The organism is Pseudoruminococcus sp. (assembly GCF_047012705.1).
Lineage (GTDB): Bacteria > Bacillota > Clostridia > Oscillospirales > Acutalibacteraceae > Pseudoruminococcus.
In genome coordinates, this window is the sequence record NZ_JBKXNW010000012.1 from 1 (window position 1) to 24237 (window position 24237).

Genomic DNA, 24237 nt, shown 5'->3' on the forward strand with positions numbered 1-24237 from the left:
GACTACCTTTGGAAACTGCAAGCTTTTGAAAAAGCTTGAGCAAAACTTTTAATTTCATTAAATTACAGTATAGCTTTAAATGTGATTATACCATTATCAACCTTTGCAGAAATCTTTCCTTTATGTGCCTCAACTATTGCTTTTGCAAGAGATAAGCCTATTCCATAACCACCAGTTTCTCTCGACCTTGACGAATCAGCTCTATAAAATCTATCAAACAATCTTGAAAGTTCATTTTGTTTTAATGTACAGCCTGTATTGCTGACAGTAAGAATTGTTCCTTTGCTATTTCGGGTAAGAGTTACTTTTATTGTACCATTTTTATCAGAATATTTTAGTGCGTTATCTATTAGAATACCTGTTAATCTTGCTATGCTTTCACAATCTCCCTTTATAGAAAGCTGTGGAGTTATCTCGGAAACGAGAGTCTTAGCAAGCTTTTTTGCGACAGGTTGAAAATCTTCAACAGCGTGTTCTATCGTATCAGAAATGGAGAACATACACATATTTAAAGTGGATTTGCCCTCATCAACCTTAGAAAGCTCAAGTAATGATTTAACAAGGCTATTAAGACGCTTGGTCTGGTTGCGGATACTGTCTATCCATTCAGATTTACCTATATCCAGCTCAAGAACATCAGCGTTGGCAGAAATTATAGCAAGCGGGGTTTTAATTTCATGACCGGCATCAGTTATGAATTGCTTTTGCTTTTCCATATTTTCTATTACAGGTTTTATTGCTCGGCGTGAAAGCAACGAAACGAGAATGAATACTATCAAAAGACTTATTGCACCAATAGAGCATGACCATATGAGATATGTTGATAAGGTTTTTAGTTGATTGCTACGGTCTACAAATATGATAAGCTTTCCATAGTTTTTTTCTGTTATGCGATATTTATATGAACCATAGCTTCCCCAATTTGAACCGCTATTCAGCATTTCAAGAGCAATATTCTCTGCTTCATCTGAAGAAACTGCGGCGATATGTCCTGTATCAAGTTGAATAATATTATTATCCGAATCAACCATAACCGTGAAGAAGCGTGTTTCAAAAGGTGTCTCTTCGGTCATCATACTGAAATCAAAGAAAGGTTTTCTTTTGTTGAAATCTTTAGGCTCATTATGGTTGTCATTTTTGGGAAATTTACCGTCATTATCGGAAAGTATATTTAGAATATTTTCAGTCGCTTCATTTTCATGAATCGTGACAGCTATATTTATTCCACCTATGATACATACTATAACTGCAAGAAATGAACACATTGCTATAAGTACAAATTTTTTTTGAAGTCGTTTAATCATATGTCAACCCTCGTTTAATCAGCTTTTTCGAGGGTATAACCAAGTCCTCGTGACGCTTTAATCTCGACAGTTGAGCCTATTTGTACAAGCTTTTTTCTAAGTGATGAGATATAAACCCATACGACATTTATTTCGGATTCGGAATCATAGCCCCATACTCGTTCCATAATTTTTTCTGTAGAAATCAAACTTGCGGGATTCGAGATGAGAAGTTCAATTATGCCATATTCCTTTCCGCCAAGACGAATGGTTTCTTTAGATGTTGAAAGCTCAAAGCTTTGTTTATTTAACGTTAAGTCGCCATAGGTGATTGTATCACTAGCACTTCCTGTGCTTCGTCTGGTTACCGCTCTTACTCTTGCGAGGAGTTCTCCCATATCAAAGGGCTTTGCAAGGTAATCATCAGCGCCGAGGTCAAGTCCTGTTATTTTATCTTCAGTTTCGGATTTTGCGGTAAGGATAAGCACAGGGGTGTTGTTTCCGTGACTTCTGAGTGTTGAGAGTACCTCTAAGCCATTCTTTTTCGGCATCATAAGGTCAAGAATAATGCCGTCGTATTGGTCGGCTTCTGCATAGGCAAGTGCGTCCTCCCCGTCATAAACTGCATCGACGGTATAATTATTATGGCGGAGAATTGCTCTTAACGCATTGGAAAGTTCTTTTTCGTCTTCACAAAGTAGAAGTTTCATAATCTCACAACCTTTGAATTTATTATTGATATTAACCTAAATCCAGAAATTAAAAGTTTTGCGCAAGCTTTTTCAAAAGCTTGTAGTTACCAAAAGTTGTCACTTACGGCATAGCCTTTGTTCGCTCTCCGCAGAGAACGTAATGTTTTTCATATGGAACCCTCGCAGTGGGGACTCTAATGACGAGCCACTGTTCCCAAGATGCGGATAACGAAATACTAATAAGCTACAAATTTATTTTGAACTAAAAGCCTGTCATCAAACTTATTTTATATTATATAGCAGAAAACTAAAATTAAGTTAAAAATGTTGTAGTAGGTTTTCAGTTAAGTTGGATAGTTGATTTTGTAAGAAAAGTTTATTGCCACTGTCGAAGATTTTATCAATGAGCTACCGACAAGACGAACTTCGTTCGCTTTTTTATGAAGAAAAATGTTAAGGGTATTGCCCTTAAAACCCACCAAAGACTCTGCCATAGGTGACTACCTTTGAAAACAGCAAGCCTTTAAAAAAGGCTTGACCTAAACTTTCATTGTATTCTAGAAAGAGAAAATGTTTGGGAGAACTGTATTCGCATAAACGGCAGTTTTTTCGACCGCGCCAATAATCTTTCCACGCTTACCACAAGCAAGACTTGTCGAGCAATTCCGTGTCTTGGAAACGGCGGCCCGCCGCAAAGGCTTGCGTGAAATTTTTAATTGTTTTAGAGAAGTTTTTTAGCTTATCTGTAGGTTTTAAGGCAACTTACCTAATATAAAGGCTATGGCATAGGTTATACCGAATATTACTGGCTGATGCACAACATATATTAAAAGTGCGTGTCTGCCAAAGAATGAGAAAAACGGAATATGGCTTTTATAAGTGAATTTCGGAAATCTTTCTTCTGCGGCATACTTACCTATATATGTTCCGAAAAGAAAGGCGAAAAGCCACGGTATTAACGGAAAATAATCTGACGAAAAAAATCTGTCATTCGGGAAGCCTATCGGATATAGCCATGAGGTTGAGTAGAGCATATTTGGAAGCTTTATTGCAAAAAGATTTGGTATGCCAATATATTTGTATGGTACACAGTAACTTATTGCAAATAGAACTGCAAATAAAATCATTCCGAATATCCGTGGCACTTTTGAGAGAGGCTTTTGTAATAATCCATATATTAGCATAGAAACGGAAAGCATATGCAGAACGCCAAATTGGATTATATAATCTGGCTCTACGATTGCCGTTACAAGTGTTACTGCCATTGCTACTAAAAAAAGCTTTGCACCACGAGAGAGGTTTGAGTGACTAAGATTTGAAGATATTCCCGATATTATAATAAAAATTGCCGCAAAAAATGGTTCTGCCGGCATAAAGAATTTCAGTAGAGATAAAAAGAACGGAACTTTGAAAATTTCACCTATAGAAAAAAATGCGTGATAGAATACCATGCAAAATACTGAAAAGCCTCTTAGTTCATCGAGTGCATAAATTCGCCTTCGATTTGATTTCGGTTTTTGGGTTTTGTTGAAAAATTTTTCAATATTCATTTTATTTCCTCCAATAATGCCGAAATATCTTAGTAGGGCTTTTCGTAATCAAATATATATGCTACAATTATAACAAAGAAAAAGGGATTTTTCAACTTGAAGGAGAGTTGGGTAATGAGAAAGTATGACGCTGTATTTTTTGACCTTGACGGAACTCTGAGCGAATCCGGCGAGGGGATACTTTGGTGTGTCAGAAAAACGATAGAAGATTTAAAAATAGTTGTTCCCAAAAATTTTAAATTGGAATCTTTTATTGGTCCGCCGCTTGCAAGTAGTTTTTATAGACTTGGCCTTGATGATGAAGAGGAAGTTAAACTTGCCACTAAAACCTATAAGAACTATTACGATACTAAGGGCAAATATATGAACAAAGCTTATGACGGAATTAAGGAACTTTTGGAAAAGCTTTGTGCAAAGGGATATAAGCTTGGGGTTGCAACTTCTAAGTATGAACTTTTTGCAAGACAGATTATAGATAATATCGGACTCTTGCAATATTTTGATTTTGTTTCGGGTGCTACAGCAGACGCAGAGCGTCAGAAGAAAATTGATGTGCTTAACTATGGAATTAAAAATCTTGGTGCTACACCTGAAACTTCTGCATTGATTGGTGATACAAAGTTCGATGCAGAGGGAGCAAGGCTTTGTGGCTGTGGCTTTGTAGGAGTGTTATATGGATATGGAACTCGTGAAGAAATGGAAGCTGAGGGTGCTGTGAATTTTGCCGAAACAACAGGTGAAATTGAGAAGTTTCTTTGAGCTTATATGCACAAATTGACGAAAAATCTTTTTTCTGACTGAAAATTAAAATTAATGCTATGATTATTCAAAATTATATGTTATAATAGAAATAAGGGTGTAAAAAACACAAAGAAAATTTTCAAAGATTTGATATGTGCAAAATGCACATCGTATTTTAGCCAAAAATTACACATTATTTTAATGAATTTTCGCTATTATGTATTGAAAAAATCATAAAATTGTGTTAATATCTATTTGTGGGCTGTTATTTTGACATATTTGTAAAATGAAGTTAGTATAATTTAAATTGGTGTGTAGATTTTATTCGGAATTTTATACATCATTTAATTTTGCTTGAACAGCCAAAATTTATTTTGTAATTATTTCGCCATTATAAACTCAGGCGGAGAAAATTTTATATGGACGGAGATGATTTCATGGCAAGAAGTGCCGGAATTCTTATGCCGATTACTTCCCTTCCGTCACCCTACGGAATTGGTACTATTGGCAGAGCGGCCTATGACTTCGTTGATTTCTTGAAGTATTCAGGTCAAAAATACTGGCAGATTCTTCCTGTCGGACCGACAAGCTATGGCGATTCGCCATATCAGTCGTTCTCAACCTATGCAGGTAACCCATATCTGATTGACCTCGACTTCCTTTGCGAGGAAAATTTGCTGATTCGCGATGAGATTACAGCTTTAGATTGGGGAGAAGACGAGGAAAAGATAGATTATGCAAAAATCTATAATAATCGGTTTAAGGTTCTGAAAATTGCTTATGACCGCTTTATGGCTCTTGAAGACAAGGAAAAGTGGGATTTCTGGAAGTTCTGTGACGAAAATGACAGCTGGCTCGGAAATTATGCTTTATATATGTCTGTAAAGAACTATTTCGGAAACAAAGCTTGGACAGAGTGGCCTGATAAACTTATAAGACATCGTAACCCTGATACCATAAACTACTATAATAAGCTTCTTGGATATGATGTGGGTTTCTGGAAGTTTGTTCAATATAAGTTTTATAGCCAATGGGCAGACTTTAAGAAATATGCGAACGACAACGGTGTTCTCATCTTCGGCGATATGCCTATTTATGTTGCAATGGATAGTGCGGATACATGGGCTAATCCTGACGTATTCTGGCTCGATAGCGACCGTAAACCTGTATGCGTCGCGGGCTGTCCTCCGGATTATTTTTCAGAAACGGGTCAGCTTTGGGGCAATCCGCTTTATGACTGGATTTATCTTGAAGAAACAGGCTATGATTGGTGGGTTAAGCGTGTTGCAAGTGCAGCTAAGATGTTCGATGTAACTCGTATAGACCATTTCAGAGCTTTTGCTTCTTTCTATGCTATTCCGTATCCTGCGGAAAATGCTATAAACGGTTCTTGGATTGAAGGACCCGGTATGAATTTCTTCAATAAGCTTAAAGAGCGTCTGGGCAATATTCCGATTATCGCTGAGGATCTCGGGCTTATGACGCCTGACGTAATCAAGCTTCTTAAAGATACTGGATACCCAGGAATGAAGATTCTTGAATTTGCATTCGATTCTAAGGAGGATAGCGACTATCTTCCGCATAACTTTAGTTCAAATACAGTTTGCTATATCGGTACTCATGATAATGATACTGTTTGCGGTTGGTTTAAGCAGGCAAGTGAGGAAGACCAGAAGTTTGCTTCCGAATATTGTAATTTGAATGAAAAAGAAGGCATAAACTGGGGCTTTATACGCACAGCATATCAGAGCGTCAGCGATTATGCGATTGTTCAGATGCAGGATATCCTCGGACTTGGCTCTGAGGCTCGTATAAATATCCCTTCAACGCTCGGTGGCAACTGGGCTTGGAGAATGAAAGCAGGTGCCAATACGCCTGAAATTTCAAAAAAGCTTTATAAGTTATCAAAAATCTACAGAAGGCTGGAGGACAAAAAAGAAATGAAGAACAACATCATCGACAACCTTATTTTGACAGCGAAGAACGAGTATTGTAAGGAGCTTGAGGAGCTTTCTCCTGCAGAGCTTCATGAATGCCTCGGCAGAGCTATGATGGGCGAAATCACTGAAAAGTGGGCTAAGGCTAAGAAGAACCACGCAAATTCACGCCGTGCTTACTATTTCTCAGCAGAGTTCCTTATGGGACGTATGATGTATAACAACCTTTATGCTATGGGCATTCTTGACCAGGTTAAGAAGCTTCTCGCTGACAAGGGCATTGATATCAATGTATTCGAGGAAATCGATGACGCTGCTCTCGGTAACGGCGGTCTCGGCAGACTCGCAGCTTGCTTCCTTGATTCTGCTGCAACTCAGGATGTACCTCTCGATGGCTATGGAATCCGTTATAAGTACGGTCTTTTCAAGCAGAGCATTGAGGACGGCTTCCAGGTAGAAAGAGCTGACGATTGGCAGAGCTTTGGTGACCCATGGTGCATCAGAAGAAATGAGGATACTGTTATCGTTAAGTTTGCAGACCAGGTTGTTAAGGCTATTCCTTATGATATGGCTGTTATCGGCTATGGCACAGACAACATCAACACACTTCGTCTTTGGGAAGCAGAAGCTCTTAACGAGTTTGATTTCCTCCAGTTCAATGATAGCCACTATGATGCTGCTGTTCAGGATAAGAATGATGCAGAAAACATCACAAAGGTTCTTTATCCTAACGACAATCAGTATGAAGGTAAGGTTCTTAGATTAAAGCAGCAGTATTTCTTCTGCAGTGCTTCTCTCCAAGATATTATTAAGAGATATAAGGCTAAGTATGGCAATGATTATTCTAATTTTGCTAATCACTGTGCTATTCAGCTCAACGATACTCACCCGGTTATCTCTATTCCTGAGCTTATCAGACTTCTTGAGCTTGACGGCCTTTCATTCGACGCTGCTTTCGATATTGCTCAGAAGACATTCGCATATACAAACCACACCGTTATGTCAGAAGCTCTTGAGAAGTGGGATATCAACCTCCTCACAGATGTTATTCCTGATGTTGTTGAAATCATCAAGAATATCGACGCTCGCCTTGTAGCTGACCTTACAGCTAAGGGTCTTAATGTTCCTGTTGAGTGTGAGTGTGCTTGTGCTAAGGCAGACGCTAAGAAGGAAAAAGAGCCTGTTAAGACAAAGCTTGACGGTATGAGAATTATCGACGGCAACCTTGTTCATATGGCAAGACTTGCAGTTTATGCTTCAAGCTATACAAACGGTGTTGCTTGGATTCATACAGAAATCCTCAAGGACGATGTTCTCAAGGATTGGTATGCTATCTATCCAGAAAGATTCCAGAACAAGACAAACGGTGTTACACAGCGTCGTTGGCTTGGACTTTGCAACCCACAGCTTTCTGAGCTTATCTCTGATAAGATTGGTACAAAGTGGGTAAGAAATCTTGACGAGCTTTCTAAGCTTAATGACAAGATTGATGAAGACCTCGTTAAGCAATTTAACGCTATTAAGCTTGAGAAGAAGCAAGAGCTTGCTGATTACATCGCAAAGCACGATGGCGTACAACTCGACCCTAACTTCATCTTTGATATTCAGGTTAAGCGTCTTCACGAGTATAAGAGACAGCTCCTCAATGCTTTCTCCATTATGGCTATCTACTTCCGTTTGAAGGAAGGCAAGCTTCCTAACTTCACACCAACAGCATTTATCTTTGGTGCTAAGGCTGCTCCTGGTTATGCAAGAGCTAAGGCTATCATTAAGTATATCAACGAGATTGCTAAGCTCGTAAATAACGACCCTGATGTTAATGACAAGCTCAGAGTTGTATTCGTAGCTAACTACAATGTTTCCTATGCTGAGAAGATTATGCCGGCTGCTGATATTTCTGAGCAGATTTCTACTGCTGGTACAGAGGCTTCTGGTACAGGTAATATGAAGTTTATGATTAATGGTGCTGTTACTCTCGGAACATTCGATGGTGCTAATGTTGAAATCGTTCAGAAGGCTGGCGAAGAGAACAACTACATCTTCGGTGCAAGAGTTGAAGAAATCAACGAACTTAAGAACAACTACGATCCTAAGGCTATCTATGAAGCTAACCCAGAAATCAAGAGAGTTATTGATACTCTTATTGATGGCCGTTTCACAGACGGTGGCGACAAGACAGGCGAGGGTAGTTTTGCAGAACTCCGTCAGTCAATCCTCGAGGGTGCAAGCTGGCATCAACCAGATCACTACTTCATTCTCAGAGACCTTCCTGATTATATTGACGCTAAGCTCAAGGCTAATGCTGACTATAAAGACAGAATCGCATTTGGTACAAAGTGCCTTAAGAATACAGCTAACTCCGGCACATTCTCAAGTGACAGAACTATCCTTCAATATGCTAAGGAACTCTGGAAGCTTATGTAATTTAAAACTTACACTCGTAAGTTAAAATGATATAGCGATTTAGCTCTCCCTGAATCTGTGTTTTGCAGATTTGGGGAGAGTTTTTATTTTTAAAAAGTATTTGTTTTAGGCAGATTGACTTTATTGTAGGTCTTATATAGTATATTGTTTATTAATTCAACAAAATTTTTGAGTGTTTATTGACAGTCATTATAATTGTATAGTAAGCTATTATATGTAATAAAATTATGAATGTGGGGAAGATTATGGCTAATAATTCTGTACTTCAAGGTTTGGCGGCTAACTGTAGGCTTCAATATGTAAAAGAACCTGAACCTGCTGTTTTTGGAGTATTTGACAACTTTGGTGTTGTTGTTAAATACTTGGTTTCTGAGAGACAGTATATTATTCTTGTCAGTGCCGGAGCAACATCTAATGAGGCTGTAAATGGTATGGTTTCAAGCTTAAATCAATTTGCAGCTGAGCGTAAAAGAACTATAAATTATACAAGCTATCTTGATAAGGTAGTTACGATAAGCGTCCGAGATATGGGTAAAAATACCATCCCTGCTTTACAGGAGGCTGTTGGAGCAGCTACTTATTTTTGCAATCAGTTTGGATTTATTCCGGTATGTAAGTATTGCGGGAACCAAATGGATTTAGGATTTTTTGCTATCGGTGGAACTGTTGATACTATGTGCACACAGTGTTTTAACAGAAGACAAGCTGAAACAAGCAATATGGCTATGGCAGAGGCTAATAAGCAGTTTAATCTTCCTATGGGAATTTTGGGAGCTGTTTTAGGAGCATTTATTGGTGGACTTATCTGGGTTGTTACTTATCAGCTTGGATTTTTACTCTTTATTACAGGTGCGGTTATAGTATTTCTTTCGTGTATGCTTCTGAAGAAGATGGGTGGAAAATTCACCGTAGGCGGACTTATTACTGCTTTGGTTGTTTCACTTGCGATGGTATTTGTTTCTGAATATCTTGCTGTGGGTATAAATATATTTACACAGGGTGGGGCAGAATTAGGATTATCGTTTGGTGATTCTTTTAAGTTTTTGAATAGAATCTTGTTTGATAGCAGTCTTAGCGATGTTGGCTACGGAATGTCATCAGCTATAAAGGAGTTTAAAACCGGAATGACCAGCGATATGATTTATGGCTTGATGTCTTATATTGTTGCGGCGGTATTATTTATAATTAATTATATTAAGGAGAAAAAGGTTAAATATCAGGCTGTAAGGATAGGATAATTTTTAGAAGTGGTCTGAGCGAGGATTTCTTCGTTCAGGCTTTTTTTATTTAAAATATATAAAAGCTAAAATTGACTTTTATTTTTAATTTTCTTGTGATACAATATATTCTAAGTCCGAGAAAAATTTGGAATAGATTTGCTTTGGAGGATAGTTTATGAGGATACTTGCCATTGGAGATGTTGTGGGGAGTATTGGTTGCCGTTTTCTTCGTCAGCGACTTCCTACGCTTAAAAAATTAAAAGGTGTAGACCTCGTTATAGCAAATGGAGAAAATTCCGCAGACGGGAACGGCGTTACACCGGTTTCGGCAGATTTTTTATTTTCGAGTGGAGTAGATGTTATAACAACAGGCAATCATTCTTTCAGGCGCAGAGAGATTTATCCCTATTATGATGATGCACCATATATTTTAAGGCCGGCTAATTTTCCTGAAAAAACTACGCCGGGAAATGGTACGCTTATATATGATATGGGTAAGGTTCAGGTTTGTGTGATAAATCTTATGGGTTGCGTTTTTCTCGAAAATCTCAAAGATCCTTATGAAACGATTGATGAAATTTTGAAGAAAAATACAGCGAAAATTACGATACTTGATTTTCACGCGGAGGCTACTGCCGAAAAGCTTGCAATGGGATATTATCTTGACGGAAGAATTTCGGCTATGTTTGGAACTCATACTCATGTTCAGACGGCTGATGAATGTATTTTTGAAAATGGTATGGGATATATAACCGATGTTGGAATGACAGGGCCAATAAAGTCTGTGCTTGGTGTTAAACCTGAGCTTGCCATAAAGAAGCAAAGAGAGAAACTGCCTGTTCGTTTTGAAACGGCAGACGGTAATTGCAAAATGGATTGTATCTTATTTGAAATAGACGAAAAAAGCGGAAAAACAATAAATATTGAGCGTATAGAAATAAAATAATTATATTTTAACAAAAAAAATTAACAAACCCCTTGCAAAATATTGCATTTTGCTATATTATTATATCATGGTTAATGTTAAGGTGGGTTGACTACTTTGACGATATTTAGGAGGAATTAAAAATGGAAATACTAAAGGTTTCATCAAAATCTTCACCAAATTCTGTCGCAGGTGCTATCGCAGGCGTTATCAGAGATTACGGCTGTGTTGAGGTTCAGGCTGTCGGAGCAGGTGCTACTAATCAGGCTTTGAAATCGGTTGCTGTTGCAAGAGGTTATCTTGCACCTATGGGTGTTGATATTATTTGCATTCCGGCATTTACAAGCATAGAGATTGATGGCGCAGAACGCACCGCTATGAAGCTTCTCGTAGAGATTCGCTGATTATTTGATATTGTCTTTAAACTTGGTAGCTTTTTTACTGAGATGATTTATTAATAATTTACTATATTACGAGGAAGTGTTTAAGATGATAAATGGAGTTCTTTTGAAAAATGCCATTATTTCGGGTGCAAATAATATAGTACGCCATAAAAAAGAAGTAGATGAGCTTAATATTTTTCCTGTTCCTGATGGCGACACAGGAACAAATATGTCTATGACAATTACTTCTGCGGCAAAGCTTCTTGCTGAGAACGAAGATGTGATTTCAGTTGCTGAAGTTTCTAAGATGACTTCTTCTGCTATGCTAAGAGGTGCAAGAGGAAATTCTGGCGTTATTCTTTCACTTTTGTTTAAGGGAATTGCAGAAGTTTTAAAAGAAAGCGAAGAAGTTGACGGTATTCTTTTTGCGGATGCGCTTACTCTTGGTGTAGAATATGCTTATAAGGCAGTTATGAATCCGACAGAGGGAACAATCCTTACAGTTGCAAGGCTTGCTGCTGAGGCTGCAAGAATTGCTGCTGATGTTGAAAATGACCCTATAATTGTCCTTGGTGCAGCTTATAATGCCGCGGAAGACGCTTTGGCTCAGACTCCTGAACTTCTCCATGTCCTTAAAAAGGCTGGCGTTGTCGATGCAGGTGGTAAGGGACTTTGCATTATATTTGAGGGTATGCTTTCTTTGCTTCGTGATGGTGTAATGATAAATGTTGATGCACCTATTGAAGTTAAAAAGGATAATACCGACGATTTCTTTAAGAATGCTGCGGCTGAGTTCGATAGCGAAATTAACTTCACATACTGCACAGAGTTTATTATAGGCAAGAACGATGAGGCTACTGCCGATTCTGCGGCAGAACTTCGTGCATATCTTGAGGGAATTGGCGACTGTGTTGTAGTTGTTGAAGATGATGATATTATTAAGACTCATGTTCATACCGAAAATCCCGGTCTTGCACTTGAGGCTGCTCTTAAATATGGTCAACTTCTTACTGTTAAGGTTGAGAATATGCGTGAACAGCATCGTATAGCTGCAGAAAAACACGAGCAGGAGCTTAAGCTTTTAGAGGAATCTCCTGAACCGGCTGAACCTGAAAAAGAAATCGGCTTTGTGTCTGTTGCAGCAGGCGAAGGTTTACACGAGCTTTTTAAGGATTTGGGCGTTGACAGAGTTGTCAGCGGTGGTCAGAGTATGAATCCAAGCACAGAAAATCTCTATAATGCGATTATGGCTGTGCCTGCTAAGGTTGTTTTCGTCTTCCCGAACAACAAGAATATTCTTATGGCTGCAAGACAGGCTTGTGAATTGGTTACAGACAGAAAAACTGTAATTATTCCAACAAGAACCGTTCCACAGGGTATTGCAGCAATGCTTGCTTATGATGCACAATCAACTGTTGAACTTAATATCGAATATATGATGGAAGCTGCAAAGAAGATTCTCACCGGTCAGGTTACTTATGCGGCAAGAGATTCTGAATTTGGTTCAACTAAGCTTCGCGAGGGAGATATTATAGCTCTTAATAACGGAAAACTTGTCTTTAAAGATAAAGACCCTATTAAAGCGGTTATCAAGCTTACAAAGGAAATGGTAAGTAAATCTACAACATTTATTACTCTTATATATGGAGAAAATATTAGTGAGGCTCAGGCCAATCTTGCGTATGATACTATTCAGGCAAAATATGGCTCTTCAGTAGATGTTACTTTAGTTAATGGCGGTCAACCGTTGTACTATTTCCTTGTTTCTGTAGAATAATATTTTTAAGTAATTTAAACTGCCACAGTTCACTTAACAATGAACTGTGGCAGTTTTCGGTTATTGTGGATTTGGTAAAAATTAAAAGTTTCGCTTGAATCTTTTGTGGCGAGCCGCCGCTCTCAAGACATGTTTAATTCTTTTGATAAATTCTTAATTAATATTCGCGTCTAAGGTATTTATGAACCGGAATATTTTAGGCTTGCAGTTTTCAAATGTAGTAACCTACAGCGTAGCCTTTGCTAGCTTTCCGCAGAGAGGAAAATAATTTATGCTTCACAAAGTACAGGAGGGTAGAAAAACACTCCAGTGGAATGTTTTTCGTAGGGAACCCTCACAAGGGGTTCCTTGAAAGATAAATGTTGAATATAACTTTGATATGAACTAATAACTATTATCAAGCGCATACTAATTATCGTAACAGACAGATTGTATGGTTGATTTTTCTTTGTGGCTATATTATAATAAAATTTATAAAAGCATATAATAAGAGCAATTTTATAACTTTGTTGTTATTATATGTAAAAAATGGGAGTGATGATAGATGGCCAAACTTAGACGAATTAAACTTAGAAATATGATTATGCTTACAATAGCAGGCATAGTTAATGCAATCGGAATTACAATATTTCTTTCGCCGGTAAAGCTATATGACAGCGGAATCTCAGGAACATCTATGCTGTTGGCTCAGATTACACCAGATTATCTAACACTTTCAATGTTCCTTTTGATTTTGAATATTCCACTTTTTATCTATGGATTAAAAAAGCAGGGAGCATTATTTACTTTTTATGCGATATACACTGTTGCAGTTTATTCTATATGTTCGTGGTTGATTACTGATATCCTGCCTGTTGATGTAACGTTCGCCTCACCGCTTGCAGGAACAGACTTACTCTTGTGTGCGTTATTTGGCGGAGTTATTTCAGGCATAGGAAGTGGCCTTGCAATACGCTATGGTGGTGCTATGGACGGAGTTGAGGTTCTTTCAGTTATATTTGCAAAAAAAATAGGAATATCTGTTGGTAGTTTTGTTATGATATATAACATTTTACTTTATATTGTTTGCGGCTTTGTTGTAAATAGCTGGATTCTTCCGCTTTATTCTATTGTTACATACTTTGCGGCATTAAAGACGATTGACTATATTGTTGAAGGTATTGACAGAGCAAAGGCAGCTATGATTGTTACAACTATGCCTGATGAAATTTGCAAAGCGCTTTCTGAGGAATTTGAAACGGGAATTACTACCCTTAACGCAAAGGGTTGGTATTCACAGAATGACAAGACAATGATTTATTTTATTGTAAATAGATTTCAAATTGGTAAGATGAAGGAAATTATTCATGAAATAGATGCAAAGGCATATATTTCGATTTATGAGGTTGCCGATGTTTTGAGCGGTGACAGGGAGTGAAAATTTGAAGATTTAAGACTTGGGAGCTGAGTTGATGGAATTAAACAAGAAAAATGTTAAAATGCTGATTTTCGTAATTGCGATGGGAATACTCATATTCCTTGGTCTGCAAAATATGAATTTGGTATTCGGTTTTTTAGGGTGGATACTTTCAGTTTTTACACCAATGCTGATAGGTCTCGCATTTGCTTTTATATTTAATGTACCTCTGAAATTTTTTGAGCGTAAGATTTTTACAAGAAAAGATGGAACATTAAGACTTGGTAAGGCAACAAGACCTATTTCACTTTTGATTTCCGTTTTGCTTGTGCTTGCAATAATTGCAGCTATTTTGCTTTTAATTATTCCTGAACTTATAAATAGTATAATTACATTGGTTCAGAATTTGCCTGATACATTTATAAATTTACAAAACTGGATAGAACAAATTTCTGAAGACCACCCACAGTTTAAAGAATTCTTTATGAGTACGAATATAAACTGGAACTCAATAGTAAATAGCTTTATTGGGACTATTCAGGATATTTCTATAAACTTTGTTTCTCAAGCTCTCAATATTCTTGTTGGAACTGTAAGTCTTGTAGTTAATATTTTTCTTGGCTTGATTTTCTCTATTTATTTTCTACTCAAAAAGGAACAGCTTTATGCACAATTTAAGAAGCTGACCTATGCTTTTATTCCAGAAAAAAAAGCGGATATGGTTGTTTCAATCTTTAAGCTAACAGGAGAAACATTTTCTCGTTCTGTTGCCGGTTCTATGATAGAATGTACTATTCTTGGTACGATTACTATTACGGCTATGCTTATATTTGGTTTCCCTTATGCTATGATGATTGGTGTTATTGTAGCGGTTATGGCTTTGATTCCTATGTTTGGTGTAACAATAGGTATTATTATAGGTGCCTTGCTGATTCTTACAGTAAATCCTACGCAGGCTATATGGTTTGTTGTTATGATGATTATTATTCAGCAAATCGAGGGTAACTTGATTTATCCAAGAGTTGCGGGTAGTGTTATGGGCTTACCTGCACTCTGGGTTATGACATCAATTATTGTAGGCGGCAAGGTATTTGGTTTTGTTGGTATGCTTGTTATAGTTCCGATTGTTTCGGTTTTATATACAATTTTAAGAAGAGTTGTTCATGTTCGTTTAAGAAAGAGAAAAATCCCCAAGAATAAGATTAAAACATCAAAAATTCTTGTGACTACACCTATTCATGCGGTAAATCCTAATAGCGAAAAGGGCAGAGAGGCTAAGTCAGTTATAAATTCTTTAAAGAAAAAAACTACATATTCAATTAAAAGACGTTCATCAAATAGTAAAAAGAAGTAAGGAGATTTTGATATGCTTTCTGAAGTTAATATTTCTAAGAAAATTGATAAGGACGAATATAAAACAAAAATCAAACCTTTGAAAACAGAGCTTGAGATTTTTCAAAGAACTATTCAGAAGCATAAAATTTCGGTAATAATCCTCATAGAAGGTTGGGAAGCGGCTGGAAAAGGTACAGCAATTAAGAAAATTATTGAACCGCTTGACCCAAGAAACTTTAATGTTTTTTCCGGCACGATTCCTACAGAAGTGGATAAGCGTTATCCATTTTTGAAGCGTTATTGGGATAACATTCCGAAGGACGGAGAAATTCTGATTCTTAATAAGAGTTGGTATAGCGATATTTATAGCGACGCTTATAATGGCGGACTTTCTGATGAGGAAATAGAAAAAAGGATTGAAAGTGTAAATACCTTTGAAAGACAGCTTGCAGATAACAGAACCCTTATTCTGAAATTTTTCTTGCACATAAGCAAGAAAAAACAAAGCGAACGCTTTGATGACTTGCGTTCTGACGAAAATACTCTTTGGAAGGTAAGCAAAAAGGATATTAAGCAAAATGAAAAATATCAAAAATACTTCAAGAGAATTGATGAACTTCTTTTGAAAACAAATACACCTTATGCAAGGTGGAATGTTATTCCATCGGAGCAGAGTGAGTATGCAATTCTTGAAATGTATAAGGTTATTACAACTCAACTTAAAAGAGCGGTTGAATGTGTTGAGTCTGGAGAAGCTTTATACGATAGTCACGAAGTTGAAAATGAAAGAGGACTTCACCCGAGCATAGTTGTTAAGCCGATTCTGAAAAATTATCCGGTTCTGAATGATATAGACTTAACTCTTAGTATGGATAAGGAAGAATATAACAAAAAGCTTGATAAACTTCAAAAGCGCCTTGGATATTTGCATAGTGTTATTTATAACAGAAAAATTCCTGTTATTGTGCTTTATGAGGGTTGGGACGCAGCCGGTAAGGGCGGAAATATTAAGCGCGTCAGTGAAGCTTTAGACCCAAGGGGATATGTTGTTAATCCTGTCGCTGTACCTGACAGAAATGAACTTGCTCATCATTATCTATGGAGATTCTGGAAGCGTTTACCTAAAGACGGACATATTGCTATATTTGATAGAAGTTGGTATGGCAGAGTTATGGTTGAGAGAATAGAGGGCTTTTGTACAGAAAATGAGTGGAAAAGAGCCTATCGTGAGATGAACGAATTTGAGGCCGAACTAAGACGCTGGGGAGCGGTCATTGTTAAGTTTTGGGTAGATATTGATAAAGATGAGCAACTTAAAAGATTTAAAGAACGAGAAAAAAATCCTCAGAAGCGTTGGAAAATAACTGACGAGGATTGGCGAAACAGAGAAAAGTGGGAACTTTACGAAGCGGCAGTTGATGAAATGTTCCGCAGAACAACAACAGAAGCTGCTGAATGGACGGTGCTTGAATCTAATAGTAAGCTATATGCAAGAATTAAAGCTTTAGAAGTTATTATTTCGGCAATAGAAAAGAGTTTATCAGAATAAAATGGAGTTAAATTAAAAGTTTTGCTCAAGCTTTTTCAAAAGCTTGCAGTTTCCAAAGGTAGTCACCTACGGCAGAGCCTTTGGTCGCTTTCCGCAGAAAGCGAAACACTTTATACTTCTCAAAGCGTAGGAGGGCAGAAAAATATTCCGAAAATTAATACTTTATTATTCGCATCTGTAACTTTTCAAAGCTATTGTTGAACTTAAGTTTTAGCTAACGATTTTATGATGTTTTGATTAGATATTTATAATTTAAATTTATGCACAATGACATTTTGAAAGAAATGTCATTGTGCATTTTGCATATTGTGTTGTTTTTGTGTTATTTAATAAGCTGAATTTAGAGCTTATTTTTTTGGCAAAATAAACTAAAAAATGATTTTAATGATTAATTTTTAATGAAATAATTGTGCTAATTGGGGATTATGAACAAATTATGTCCTTTACATAAGATGATTGATAATATATAATAGTTTAAGAATGTAGACGATTTCATATAAAGGAGGATAAGTTATTATAGTACAAAAATAAAAGCATTCTATATTTCGCCCATAAGCTATTTAAGGAAAGAAAATTGGAGGAATTTTAGTGAAAGTAATTAAAAAAAGCGGGTTTGCTAAAAAGGCTGCTGCGTTTACACTCTCAGCGGCTATGATTACTTCTGCTTTTTCAGGATTGAGTGCGATTAATTCTGAGCAGAGTAAAGTAGAGGCAGCAGCTATTGTTGATAACGGTCTTAGACAATCTTCTCAGGAAGGCGTTATTCTTCACTGCTGGAACTGGTCTTATAGCAATATCAAGAAGTATATGAAGGATATTGCTGCATCTGGATATACATCTATTCAGACTTCTCCTGTTACACAGCCAAAGGACTACTATTGGGAGGGTATTGCTTATGGCAATGTTGGTATTCCTGATGGTACTGGCGATTCTGACCACGGAAACTGGTGGAAGGTTTATCAGCCTGTTACTATGTCTATCTGTGATAATGGTCACACTTGGTTTGGCACAAAGGCTGAATTTAAGGCTATGTGTGATGAAGCTGAGAAGTATGGTGTAAGAGTTATTGTTGATATAGTTGCTAACCATATGGGCAATATCAAGGGCTGGAAAATCGGCAGCGTTGAAGAAGTTATGGGAGATATTTCTCCACAGGTAGGTGAATTCTGGAACCCTGATATGCTTACAGATTCATCTTATTGGCATATAAGCACATCTTGGGTTCATTCAAGCGATGGTCGTTTTGATGTTACTCAAGGAAATATGGGTATGCCTGACCTTAATACAGGTGATAGCAAGGTTCAGCAGATGGTACTTAATCTTTTGAAAGAGTGTATAGACTGCGGTGCTGACGGTTTCCGTTTTGACGCAGCTAAGCATATAGAAACTCCTGCTGATGACCCAGCTTTTGCAAGTAATTTCTGGGATGTAGTTCTTGACGGTGCAAGAGATTACTATAAGCAAGTAAATCACTATGATGGTGTTTATTTCTATGGCGAAGTTCTTAACCGTATTGATGATACAAATGCTGAGGCTTATTACAGAAGTAAGATGTCTATAACAGACAACTCTACAAGTGATAATATCAGAAACAGCGTAAAGTATAAGTCTGCAAGTGGTGCTGCACAGGGTGGTTACTGCGGATATATTGCAGGCGAAGGTGATAAGTGCGTTCTTTGGGCAGAATCTCACGATACATATATGGGTGGCGGTTCTTCTTATGACTGTACAGATAGCGATATAAAGAAAACTTGGGCTATGGTTGCTTCTAAAAAGGATTCAACAGCTTTATTCTTTGCTCGTCCTTTCTATTCAAAGTATATTCTCAAGGATGATACTACAAGTGCAAGACAGACTGATGATGAAATCCTTGCACAAACAGATTATACACAGATGGGCGATGTTGGTACATTAACATGGGCTGATAAGGAAGTTGTTGAGGTCAACAGATTCCATAACTTCTTTGTTGGTCAAAGTGAACAGCTTGGTTCTTCAGGCGAGTGTGCTTATAATGTAAGAGGCAACAGCGGTGTTGTCATCTCTAAGATGGACGGCGCAGGCGATGTAAGCTTTAGCGTAGATATGAAAGACGGCACTTATACAGACCAGGTTTCTGGCAATAAGTTTACTGTTTCTGGTGGTGAAATTTCTGGTACAGTTGGAAGCAAGGACGGTATTGCTGTTGTATATAATCCTACAAAGCAATATGCTGACCCATCTCCAGTAGAACCAACAATTATTAAAATTTCAGCAAACGTACAGGACGGTTCAACAACATTTACAACAGATTCTGTTGATGTTATTATGAAGGCAGAGAATGCTACATCTGCTACTTACGAAACAAGTGAAGGCGATAAGGGTTCTTTCACAGGCAGCAAGACAATTACAGTAGGTTCTTCTATTGCATCAGGTGAGACTGTTACAATTGCTATTAAGGCAACTGCTGATGACGGAACAAGTAAAGAAAAAACATTTATCTTTAAAAAGAAAGCACCAAGAACAGGCTATCCAAAGCTTAGCAAGGCTGGCATAGTATTTGATAATGCAAGCTACGGTTGGTCTAATGTTTATGCTTATGTTTATAGCGCAAAGGACGGCAACAATGGTGCATGGCCAGGCGCTGCAATGACAGAGGTTGACGGCGATTACTGGACATATGAGCTTCCTGATAAATTCAGTGGAACAGTTAATATTATTTTCAGCAATGGTTCAGGCACACAGCTTCCAGGTGCAAACCAGCCAGGTCTTGAAATGGCTGCAACAGAGAAGAAGCTCTTTATAGACGGTAATCTTATTGACCTCCCTGAAACTCCTGCTGGAGAGCTTAAAGTAAGTCTTTCAAGCTCAGCATCTTCTATCGACCTCGGCAATGAAATTAAATTGACGGCAAACAGTACAGGCGGAAACGGTTCTGTTACATATCAGTTCTCAGTCGGCAATGAGGTTATTCAAGCTTATGGTTCATCTAAGATTTGCACATGGAAGCCATCAAAAGCCGGTGTTTATACAATTAAAGTAACAGCTAAGGATTCAGCTGGAAATACAGCTTCAGATGATAAGACTATTGCAGTTACTGAAGTAACTCAAGAGCTTAAAAATAATTCTACAATCAGTGCAGCATCAATCAACCTTGGTTCATCAATCAAGATGACAGCAAATGCAACGGGCGGTACTGCACCATATAGTTATAAGTATTTTGTTAAATCACAGGGCAGTAATTCATGGACAGCTCTCACAGGCATAACAACAGCAGCAAGCTGTACAAATAAACCAACTAAGGCAGGCACATATCAGTATGCAGTTAGAGTAATTGATTCAACAGGCAAGTATATTACTAAGTACTTTACTGTAAAGGTTAATGGTGTTGCAGCTCTTGCAAATAATTCTACAATCAGTGCAACATCAATCAACCTTGGTTCATCAATCAAGATGACAGCAAAGGCAACGGGTGGCACTGCACCATATAATTATAAGTATTTCGTTAAGTCACAGAGCAGCACTTCATGGACGGCTCTCACAGGCATAACAACAGCAACAACTTGTACAAATAAACCGTCTAAGGCAGGTACATATCAGTATGCAGTTAGAGTAATTGATTCAAAGAATCAATATATTACAAAGACATTTACTGTAAAAGTTAATGATGTTTCAGTTCTTGCAAATAATTCTACAATCAGCGCAACATCAATCAATCTTGGTTCATCAATTAAGATAACAGCAAAGGCAACAGGCGGTACTGCGCCATATAGTTATAAGTATTTTGTTAGGCCACAGGGAGATATTGATTGGACAGCTCTTACAGGTGTAACAACAGCAACAACTTGCACAAATAAGCCGTCTAAGGCAGGTACATATCAATATGCCGTCAGAGTAATTGATTCAAAAGGTAAATATATTACAAAGACATTTACTGTAAAAGTTAATGGTGTTGCAGCTCTTGCAAATGCTTCTACAATCAGCGCAACATCAATCAATCTTGGTTCATCAGTTAAAATGACAGCAAAGGCAACAGGCGGTACTGCGCCATATAAGTACAGCTATTTCTGCAAACCGGATGGAGCGATTGATTGGGTAACTCTCAAGAATGCAACAACAGTAACAAGCTATACTAATAAGCCAACAAAAACAGGTGATTATCAGTATGCAGTCAGAGTAATTGATTCAACAGGCAAGTATGTTACTAAGTATTTTACAGTAACAGTTAAATAAGCTTTAAAACCTGAAAAATCCTCACAGAATAAATTTCTGTGAGGATTTTTCAATTTTATAGAAAATTGTTAATATATTTTAAATCTTAAATATATTAACGCAATAATTCTATTAAAGAATTAATGTATAAAATTTATATGCTATAATCCGTTTTAAAATATAAAAAGAATATTCATATTTTATGTGTTAAAAAGAAAGGAAATTGTAATTATGGCTGAAGAAGGAAAGAAAATTTTTACGGTCAATCCTAAAAGCAAGAAGATTAAGGTCATTGTTAGTGTTTGTGTTGCAGTATTACTTATAGCGGTGATAGCTATTGCATCAATAACAATAGTTCCGGCCGGCCACAAGGGTGTTACTCTCAATATGGGAGCGGTCACAGGGGCGGTTATGAATGAGGGAATTAACTTTAAAATTCCGTTTGTTCAGAGTGCAGAGGTTATTGATGTTCGAGTTAAGAAGTATGAGTCTAAAGATAATTCTTCCGCAAGTAAGGATTTGCAAACAATTAAAAGTTCTATTGCAGTAAACTATCGCATAGACCAAGACCATGTAGCTGATTTATATCAGAATATAGGTATGAGTTATGAATCTACGGTTATAAATCCGGCTATTTCAGAATGTATAAAGTCTGTCACATCAAGATATACCGCAGAAGAACTTATAACAAAGCGTACTGAAGTTTCTGATGAAATGAAGAAATTCTTACAGACTAAGTTAGGAGAAAAATATATTCTTGTAGATAGTTTTAATATTGTTAATTTTGATTTTACAGACGCTTTTAATACAGCGATAGAAGAAAAGCAAATAGCGGAGCAGAATGCTTTAAAAGCAAAATATGACCTTGAAAGAATAAAAACTGAGGCTGAACAAGCTGTTACAAAAGCTAAAGGCGAAGCTGAAGCTATGAAACTCAAGAATGAACAAATTTCGCAGAATATTATTTATCTTGAATTTATAAACAAGTGGGACGGAAAAATGCCAACATATTATGGTTCAGATAATTTGTTCTTAGGCTTGGATATGAATAAATCACAATCTGAAAATACAGATAATTCAACAAAATCTGAATAAAACTGATTTTAAATAAACCTTAAGGGCTATCGCATTTTGATATGTACCCAGAATTCTGGACACATATTTATAAATTAAGCTGAACACATGGATGTCTTCCTGTATTGTACAGGAGGCATCCATTTTGTTTTTGCCTGAATTCTTTTATTGTTGTAATAATCTATATATTCTTTGACAGCTTTTGCAAACTCATCAAATGTTTTATAAGCATTTTCGTACCCATAATACATTTCATTCTTCATCCTACCAAAGAATGTTTCCATAATACAGTTATCGTAGCAATTGCCCTTTCGTGACATACTCTGGATAATGCCATGTTCTTTTAAACAATTCTGATAGTAAGTGTGCTGGTATTGCCATCCTTGATCTGAATGAAAAATCAATCCAGTTACATTTGGGAAACTTCTAAATGCTTGATCAAGCATTCTTTTTATTTGTTCCATATTGGGGCTTAATGAGATGTCATAAGATATTATTTCATTTGTTGCCATATCAAGTATTGGAGACAAATAACATTTACCCCAAGAAAAATTGAACTGAGATATATCGGTTGTCCACTTTTGAAGTGGTTTATCGGCAGTAAAATTTCTATCTATTATGTTGCTAGCAATTCTTCCAATTTCACCTTTGTAAGAATGATATTTCTCCTTTGGACGCTTGCCTATCATTCTAGTTTCGTGCATAATGCGCTGTACTCGTTTGTGATTCACCTCATAGCCTCTATTACGTAGTTCTCTGTAGACACGTCTAACGCCATATCTGCATTTGTTTTGTTCAAAGATAATTTCGATTTCTTTAACCAAATCCGCATTTTTTACAGCAATAACATCTTCTTTGCTAAGCTCAAAGTAGTAAGTGGATTTAGCCATTTGCATAGCTTTAAGAAGATACTTTAATTGATATCCTTTTTCTCTGAGTTCTTTGATTATTGCCGCTTTTTCGCCTTGAGATGCGCAGCTTCCTTTTTTTCTCTCAAGGCGATCTCTTTTTTTATTACTTCAATCTCTGTCTTGATATATTCATTTTCGGCACGAAGTCTAACTAATTCTTCATATTCTGATTCTTCTAACTTCCTTGGCTTATTGTAATTAATCTTCTTCATATCTAGATTCTTTTTGGGACGACCTTTCTTACAATTTACAAGACCATTATATCCCAAAATCATATATTTGTGAACCCATTGATATAATAGACCATCACCTATTCCTGCAGAAAATGCAACAGATTTGTTAGATTCACCAGCCAAAACACGTGCAACTAAGGCATAACGTTCCTCTGGAGTCCATTCTTTGTTATTCCCTTTGTGTCTTAATGCATCAGGACCACATGCATCCTCAATTCTAACCCATTTACGAACTGTTATATGAAACGCCTTAGTGCTTAGACCATCTGGTGTATCAGGCCATTGACCCTGTCGATATAATTCTACGGCATTTCTTTTGTACTCATAACTATAACGCATAAAAATAACCCTCCTTACTGGTTTTGTCCAGCAAAGAGGGTACATATCATTTGCGACAGCCCTTAATAAATTTTTTTAGCTTTTAAGCATTGCCTGTACATTGTCGAGAAGACTTTCTACAGCATTCACAGCATGAACAGCTTTTTTCTTTGTTTTCTTTGGCTGCTGTTTCATTTGACTTCCTACATAACCTACAACCGCTCCTGCGATAAGGCCTGCACCGACACCTTTAACAACACTCATTGTATTTTTAACCATAATTGTTGACCTCCAAATAAAA

Annotated in this window: 17 protein-coding genes and 1 pseudogene; 12 read left to right on the top strand and 6 right to left on the bottom strand. The window is 37.0% G+C overall.

The features are described from left to right. Positions 1-62: 62 nt before the first annotated feature. From ACLU24_RS11435 to ACLU24_RS11445, 3 genes are all read right to left on the bottom strand, one after another. Positions 63-1304 (bottom strand): sensor histidine kinase, encoded by a 1242-nt coding sequence (locus ACLU24_RS11435; RefSeq protein WP_412612768.1) that lies wholly within the window; start codon positions 1302-1304, stop codon positions 63-65. A 14-nt stretch (positions 1305-1318) separates the two neighbouring features. Further along, on the bottom strand, positions 1319-1993 hold the full coding sequence (locus ACLU24_RS11440; protein WP_412612770.1) for a response regulator transcription factor: 675 nt from the start codon (positions 1991-1993) through the stop codon (positions 1319-1321). A 734-nt stretch (positions 1994-2727) separates the two neighbouring features. Beyond that, positions 2728-3525, bottom strand: a complete 798-nt coding sequence (locus tag ACLU24_RS11445) for a heparan-alpha-glucosaminide N-acetyltransferase domain-containing protein (protein ID WP_412612772.1) — start codon at positions 3523-3525, stop codon at positions 2728-2730. 114 nt (positions 3526-3639) lie between these two features. Between ACLU24_RS11445 and ACLU24_RS11450 the strand changes: the two genes are divergently transcribed. From ACLU24_RS11450 to ACLU24_RS11505, 12 genes and pseudogenes are all read left to right on the top strand, one after another. Next, on the top strand, positions 3640-4284 hold the full coding sequence (locus tag ACLU24_RS11450) for an HAD hydrolase-like protein (protein WP_412612774.1): 645 nt from the start codon (positions 3640-3642) through the stop codon (positions 4282-4284). 419 nt (positions 4285-4703) lie between these two features. Then, a pseudogene (gene malQ / locus ACLU24_RS11455) lies at positions 4704-6176 on the top strand (4-alpha-glucanotransferase); the annotation flags it as partial. Between the two features lie 30 nt (positions 6177-6206). Continuing rightward, complete coding sequence (locus ACLU24_RS11460) at positions 6207-8627, top strand: glycogen/starch/alpha-glucan phosphorylase (protein ID WP_412612899.1); 2421 nt, start codon at positions 6207-6209, stop codon at positions 8625-8627. 245 nt (positions 8628-8872) lie between these two features. After that, positions 8873-9865, top strand: a complete 993-nt coding sequence (locus ACLU24_RS11465) for a hypothetical protein (RefSeq protein WP_412612776.1) — start codon at positions 8873-8875, stop codon at positions 9863-9865. Between the two features lie 157 nt (positions 9866-10022). Continuing rightward, complete coding sequence (locus ACLU24_RS11470; protein ID WP_412612778.1) at positions 10023-10793, top strand: TIGR00282 family metallophosphoesterase; 771 nt, start codon at positions 10023-10025, stop codon at positions 10791-10793. A 122-nt stretch (positions 10794-10915) separates the two neighbouring features. Continuing rightward, a complete protein-coding gene (locus ACLU24_RS11475) occupies positions 10916-11176 on the top strand; it encodes a stage V sporulation protein S (RefSeq protein WP_412612780.1) in 261 nt (86 codons plus the stop codon). A gap of 85 nt (positions 11177-11261) precedes the next feature. After that, a complete protein-coding gene (locus tag ACLU24_RS11480; RefSeq protein ID WP_412612782.1) occupies positions 11262-12932 on the top strand; it encodes a DAK2 domain-containing protein in 1671 nt (556 codons plus the stop codon). Positions 12933-13476: 544 nt separating this feature from the next. Beyond that, positions 13477-14349, top strand: coding sequence for a YitT family protein (locus tag ACLU24_RS11485; RefSeq protein ID WP_412612784.1), 873 nt, complete (start codon positions 13477-13479; stop codon positions 14347-14349). A 34-nt stretch (positions 14350-14383) separates the two neighbouring features. Beyond that, positions 14384-15682 carry an AI-2E family transporter gene (locus tag ACLU24_RS11490; protein ID WP_412612785.1) on the top strand — a complete coding sequence of 433 codons (1299 nt, stop codon included), beginning with the start codon at positions 14384-14386 and terminating at the stop codon, positions 15680-15682. Positions 15683-15694: 12 nt separating this feature from the next. Beyond that, positions 15695-17212 carry a polyphosphate:AMP phosphotransferase gene (gene pap / locus ACLU24_RS11495; protein ID WP_412612787.1) on the top strand — a complete coding sequence of 506 codons (1518 nt, stop codon included), beginning with the start codon at positions 15695-15697 and terminating at the stop codon, positions 17210-17212. Positions 17213-17800: 588 nt separating this feature from the next. Beyond that, positions 17801-21421 carry an alpha-amylase family glycosyl hydrolase gene (locus ACLU24_RS11500; protein WP_412612788.1) on the top strand — a complete coding sequence of 1207 codons (3621 nt, stop codon included), beginning with the start codon at positions 17801-17803 and terminating at the stop codon, positions 21419-21421. A gap of 210 nt (positions 21422-21631) precedes the next feature. Further along, positions 21632-22495 carry a prohibitin family protein gene (locus tag ACLU24_RS11505; protein WP_412612789.1) on the top strand — a complete coding sequence of 288 codons (864 nt, stop codon included), beginning with the start codon at positions 21632-21634 and terminating at the stop codon, positions 22493-22495. Positions 22496-22569: 74 nt separating this feature from the next. On the opposite strand, the gene ACLU24_RS11510 is transcribed toward ACLU24_RS11505, so the two are convergent. From ACLU24_RS11510 to ACLU24_RS11520, 3 genes are all read right to left on the bottom strand, one after another. Next, positions 22570-23424, bottom strand: a complete 855-nt coding sequence (locus tag ACLU24_RS11510) for an IS3 family transposase (protein WP_412610972.1) — start codon at positions 23422-23424, stop codon at positions 22570-22572. Continuing rightward, positions 23421-23957, bottom strand: a complete 537-nt coding sequence (locus tag ACLU24_RS11515; RefSeq protein ID WP_412609989.1) for a helix-turn-helix domain-containing protein — start codon at positions 23955-23957, stop codon at positions 23421-23423. The genes ACLU24_RS11510 and ACLU24_RS11515 overlap by 4 nt, the downstream gene beginning before the upstream one ends. A 75-nt stretch (positions 23958-24032) precedes the next feature. Continuing rightward, entirely contained in the window at positions 24033-24215 is a 183-nt protein-coding gene (locus ACLU24_RS11520) for a hypothetical protein (protein ID WP_412612791.1), read from the bottom strand. Positions 24216-24237: the final 22 nt, after the last annotated feature.

Excerpts from the sequence above, each read along its gene's own strand:
- ACLU24_RS11435 (WP_412612768.1), bottom strand. The coding sequence starts at position 1,304 with ATGATTAAACGACTTCAAAAAAAATTTGTACTTATAGCAATGTGTTCA.
- ACLU24_RS11440 (WP_412612770.1), bottom strand. The coding sequence starts at position 1,993 with ATGAAACTTCTACTTTGTGAAGACGAAAAAGAACTTTCCAATGCGTTA.
- ACLU24_RS11445 (WP_412612772.1), bottom strand. The coding sequence starts at position 3,525 with ATGAATATTGAAAAATTTTTCAACAAAACCCAAAAACCGAAATCAAAT.
- ACLU24_RS11450 (WP_412612774.1), top strand. The coding sequence starts at position 3,640 with ATGAGAAAGTATGACGCTGTATTTTTTGACCTTGACGGAACTCTGAGC.
- ACLU24_RS11460 (WP_412612899.1), top strand. The coding sequence starts at position 6,207 with ATGAAGAACAACATCATCGACAACCTTATTTTGACAGCGAAGAACGAG.
- ACLU24_RS11465 (WP_412612776.1), top strand. The coding sequence starts at position 8,873 with ATGGCTAATAATTCTGTACTTCAAGGTTTGGCGGCTAACTGTAGGCTT.
- ACLU24_RS11470 (WP_412612778.1), top strand. The coding sequence starts at position 10,023 with ATGAGGATACTTGCCATTGGAGATGTTGTGGGGAGTATTGGTTGCCGT.
- ACLU24_RS11475 (WP_412612780.1), top strand. The coding sequence starts at position 10,916 with ATGGAAATACTAAAGGTTTCATCAAAATCTTCACCAAATTCTGTCGCA.
- ACLU24_RS11480 (WP_412612782.1), top strand. The coding sequence starts at position 11,262 with ATGATAAATGGAGTTCTTTTGAAAAATGCCATTATTTCGGGTGCAAAT.
- ACLU24_RS11485 (WP_412612784.1), top strand. The coding sequence starts at position 13,477 with ATGGCCAAACTTAGACGAATTAAACTTAGAAATATGATTATGCTTACA.
- ACLU24_RS11490 (WP_412612785.1), top strand. The coding sequence starts at position 14,384 with ATGGAATTAAACAAGAAAAATGTTAAAATGCTGATTTTCGTAATTGCG.
- pap (WP_412612787.1), top strand. The coding sequence starts at position 15,695 with ATGCTTTCTGAAGTTAATATTTCTAAGAAAATTGATAAGGACGAATAT.
- ACLU24_RS11505 (WP_412612789.1), top strand. The coding sequence starts at position 21,632 with ATGGCTGAAGAAGGAAAGAAAATTTTTACGGTCAATCCTAAAAGCAAG.
- ACLU24_RS11515 (WP_412609989.1), bottom strand. The coding sequence starts at position 23,957 with ATGCGTTATAGTTATGAGTACAAAAGAAATGCCGTAGAATTATATCGA.
- ACLU24_RS11520 (WP_412612791.1), bottom strand. The coding sequence starts at position 24,215 with ATGGTTAAAAATACAATGAGTGTTGTTAAAGGTGTCGGTGCAGGCCTT.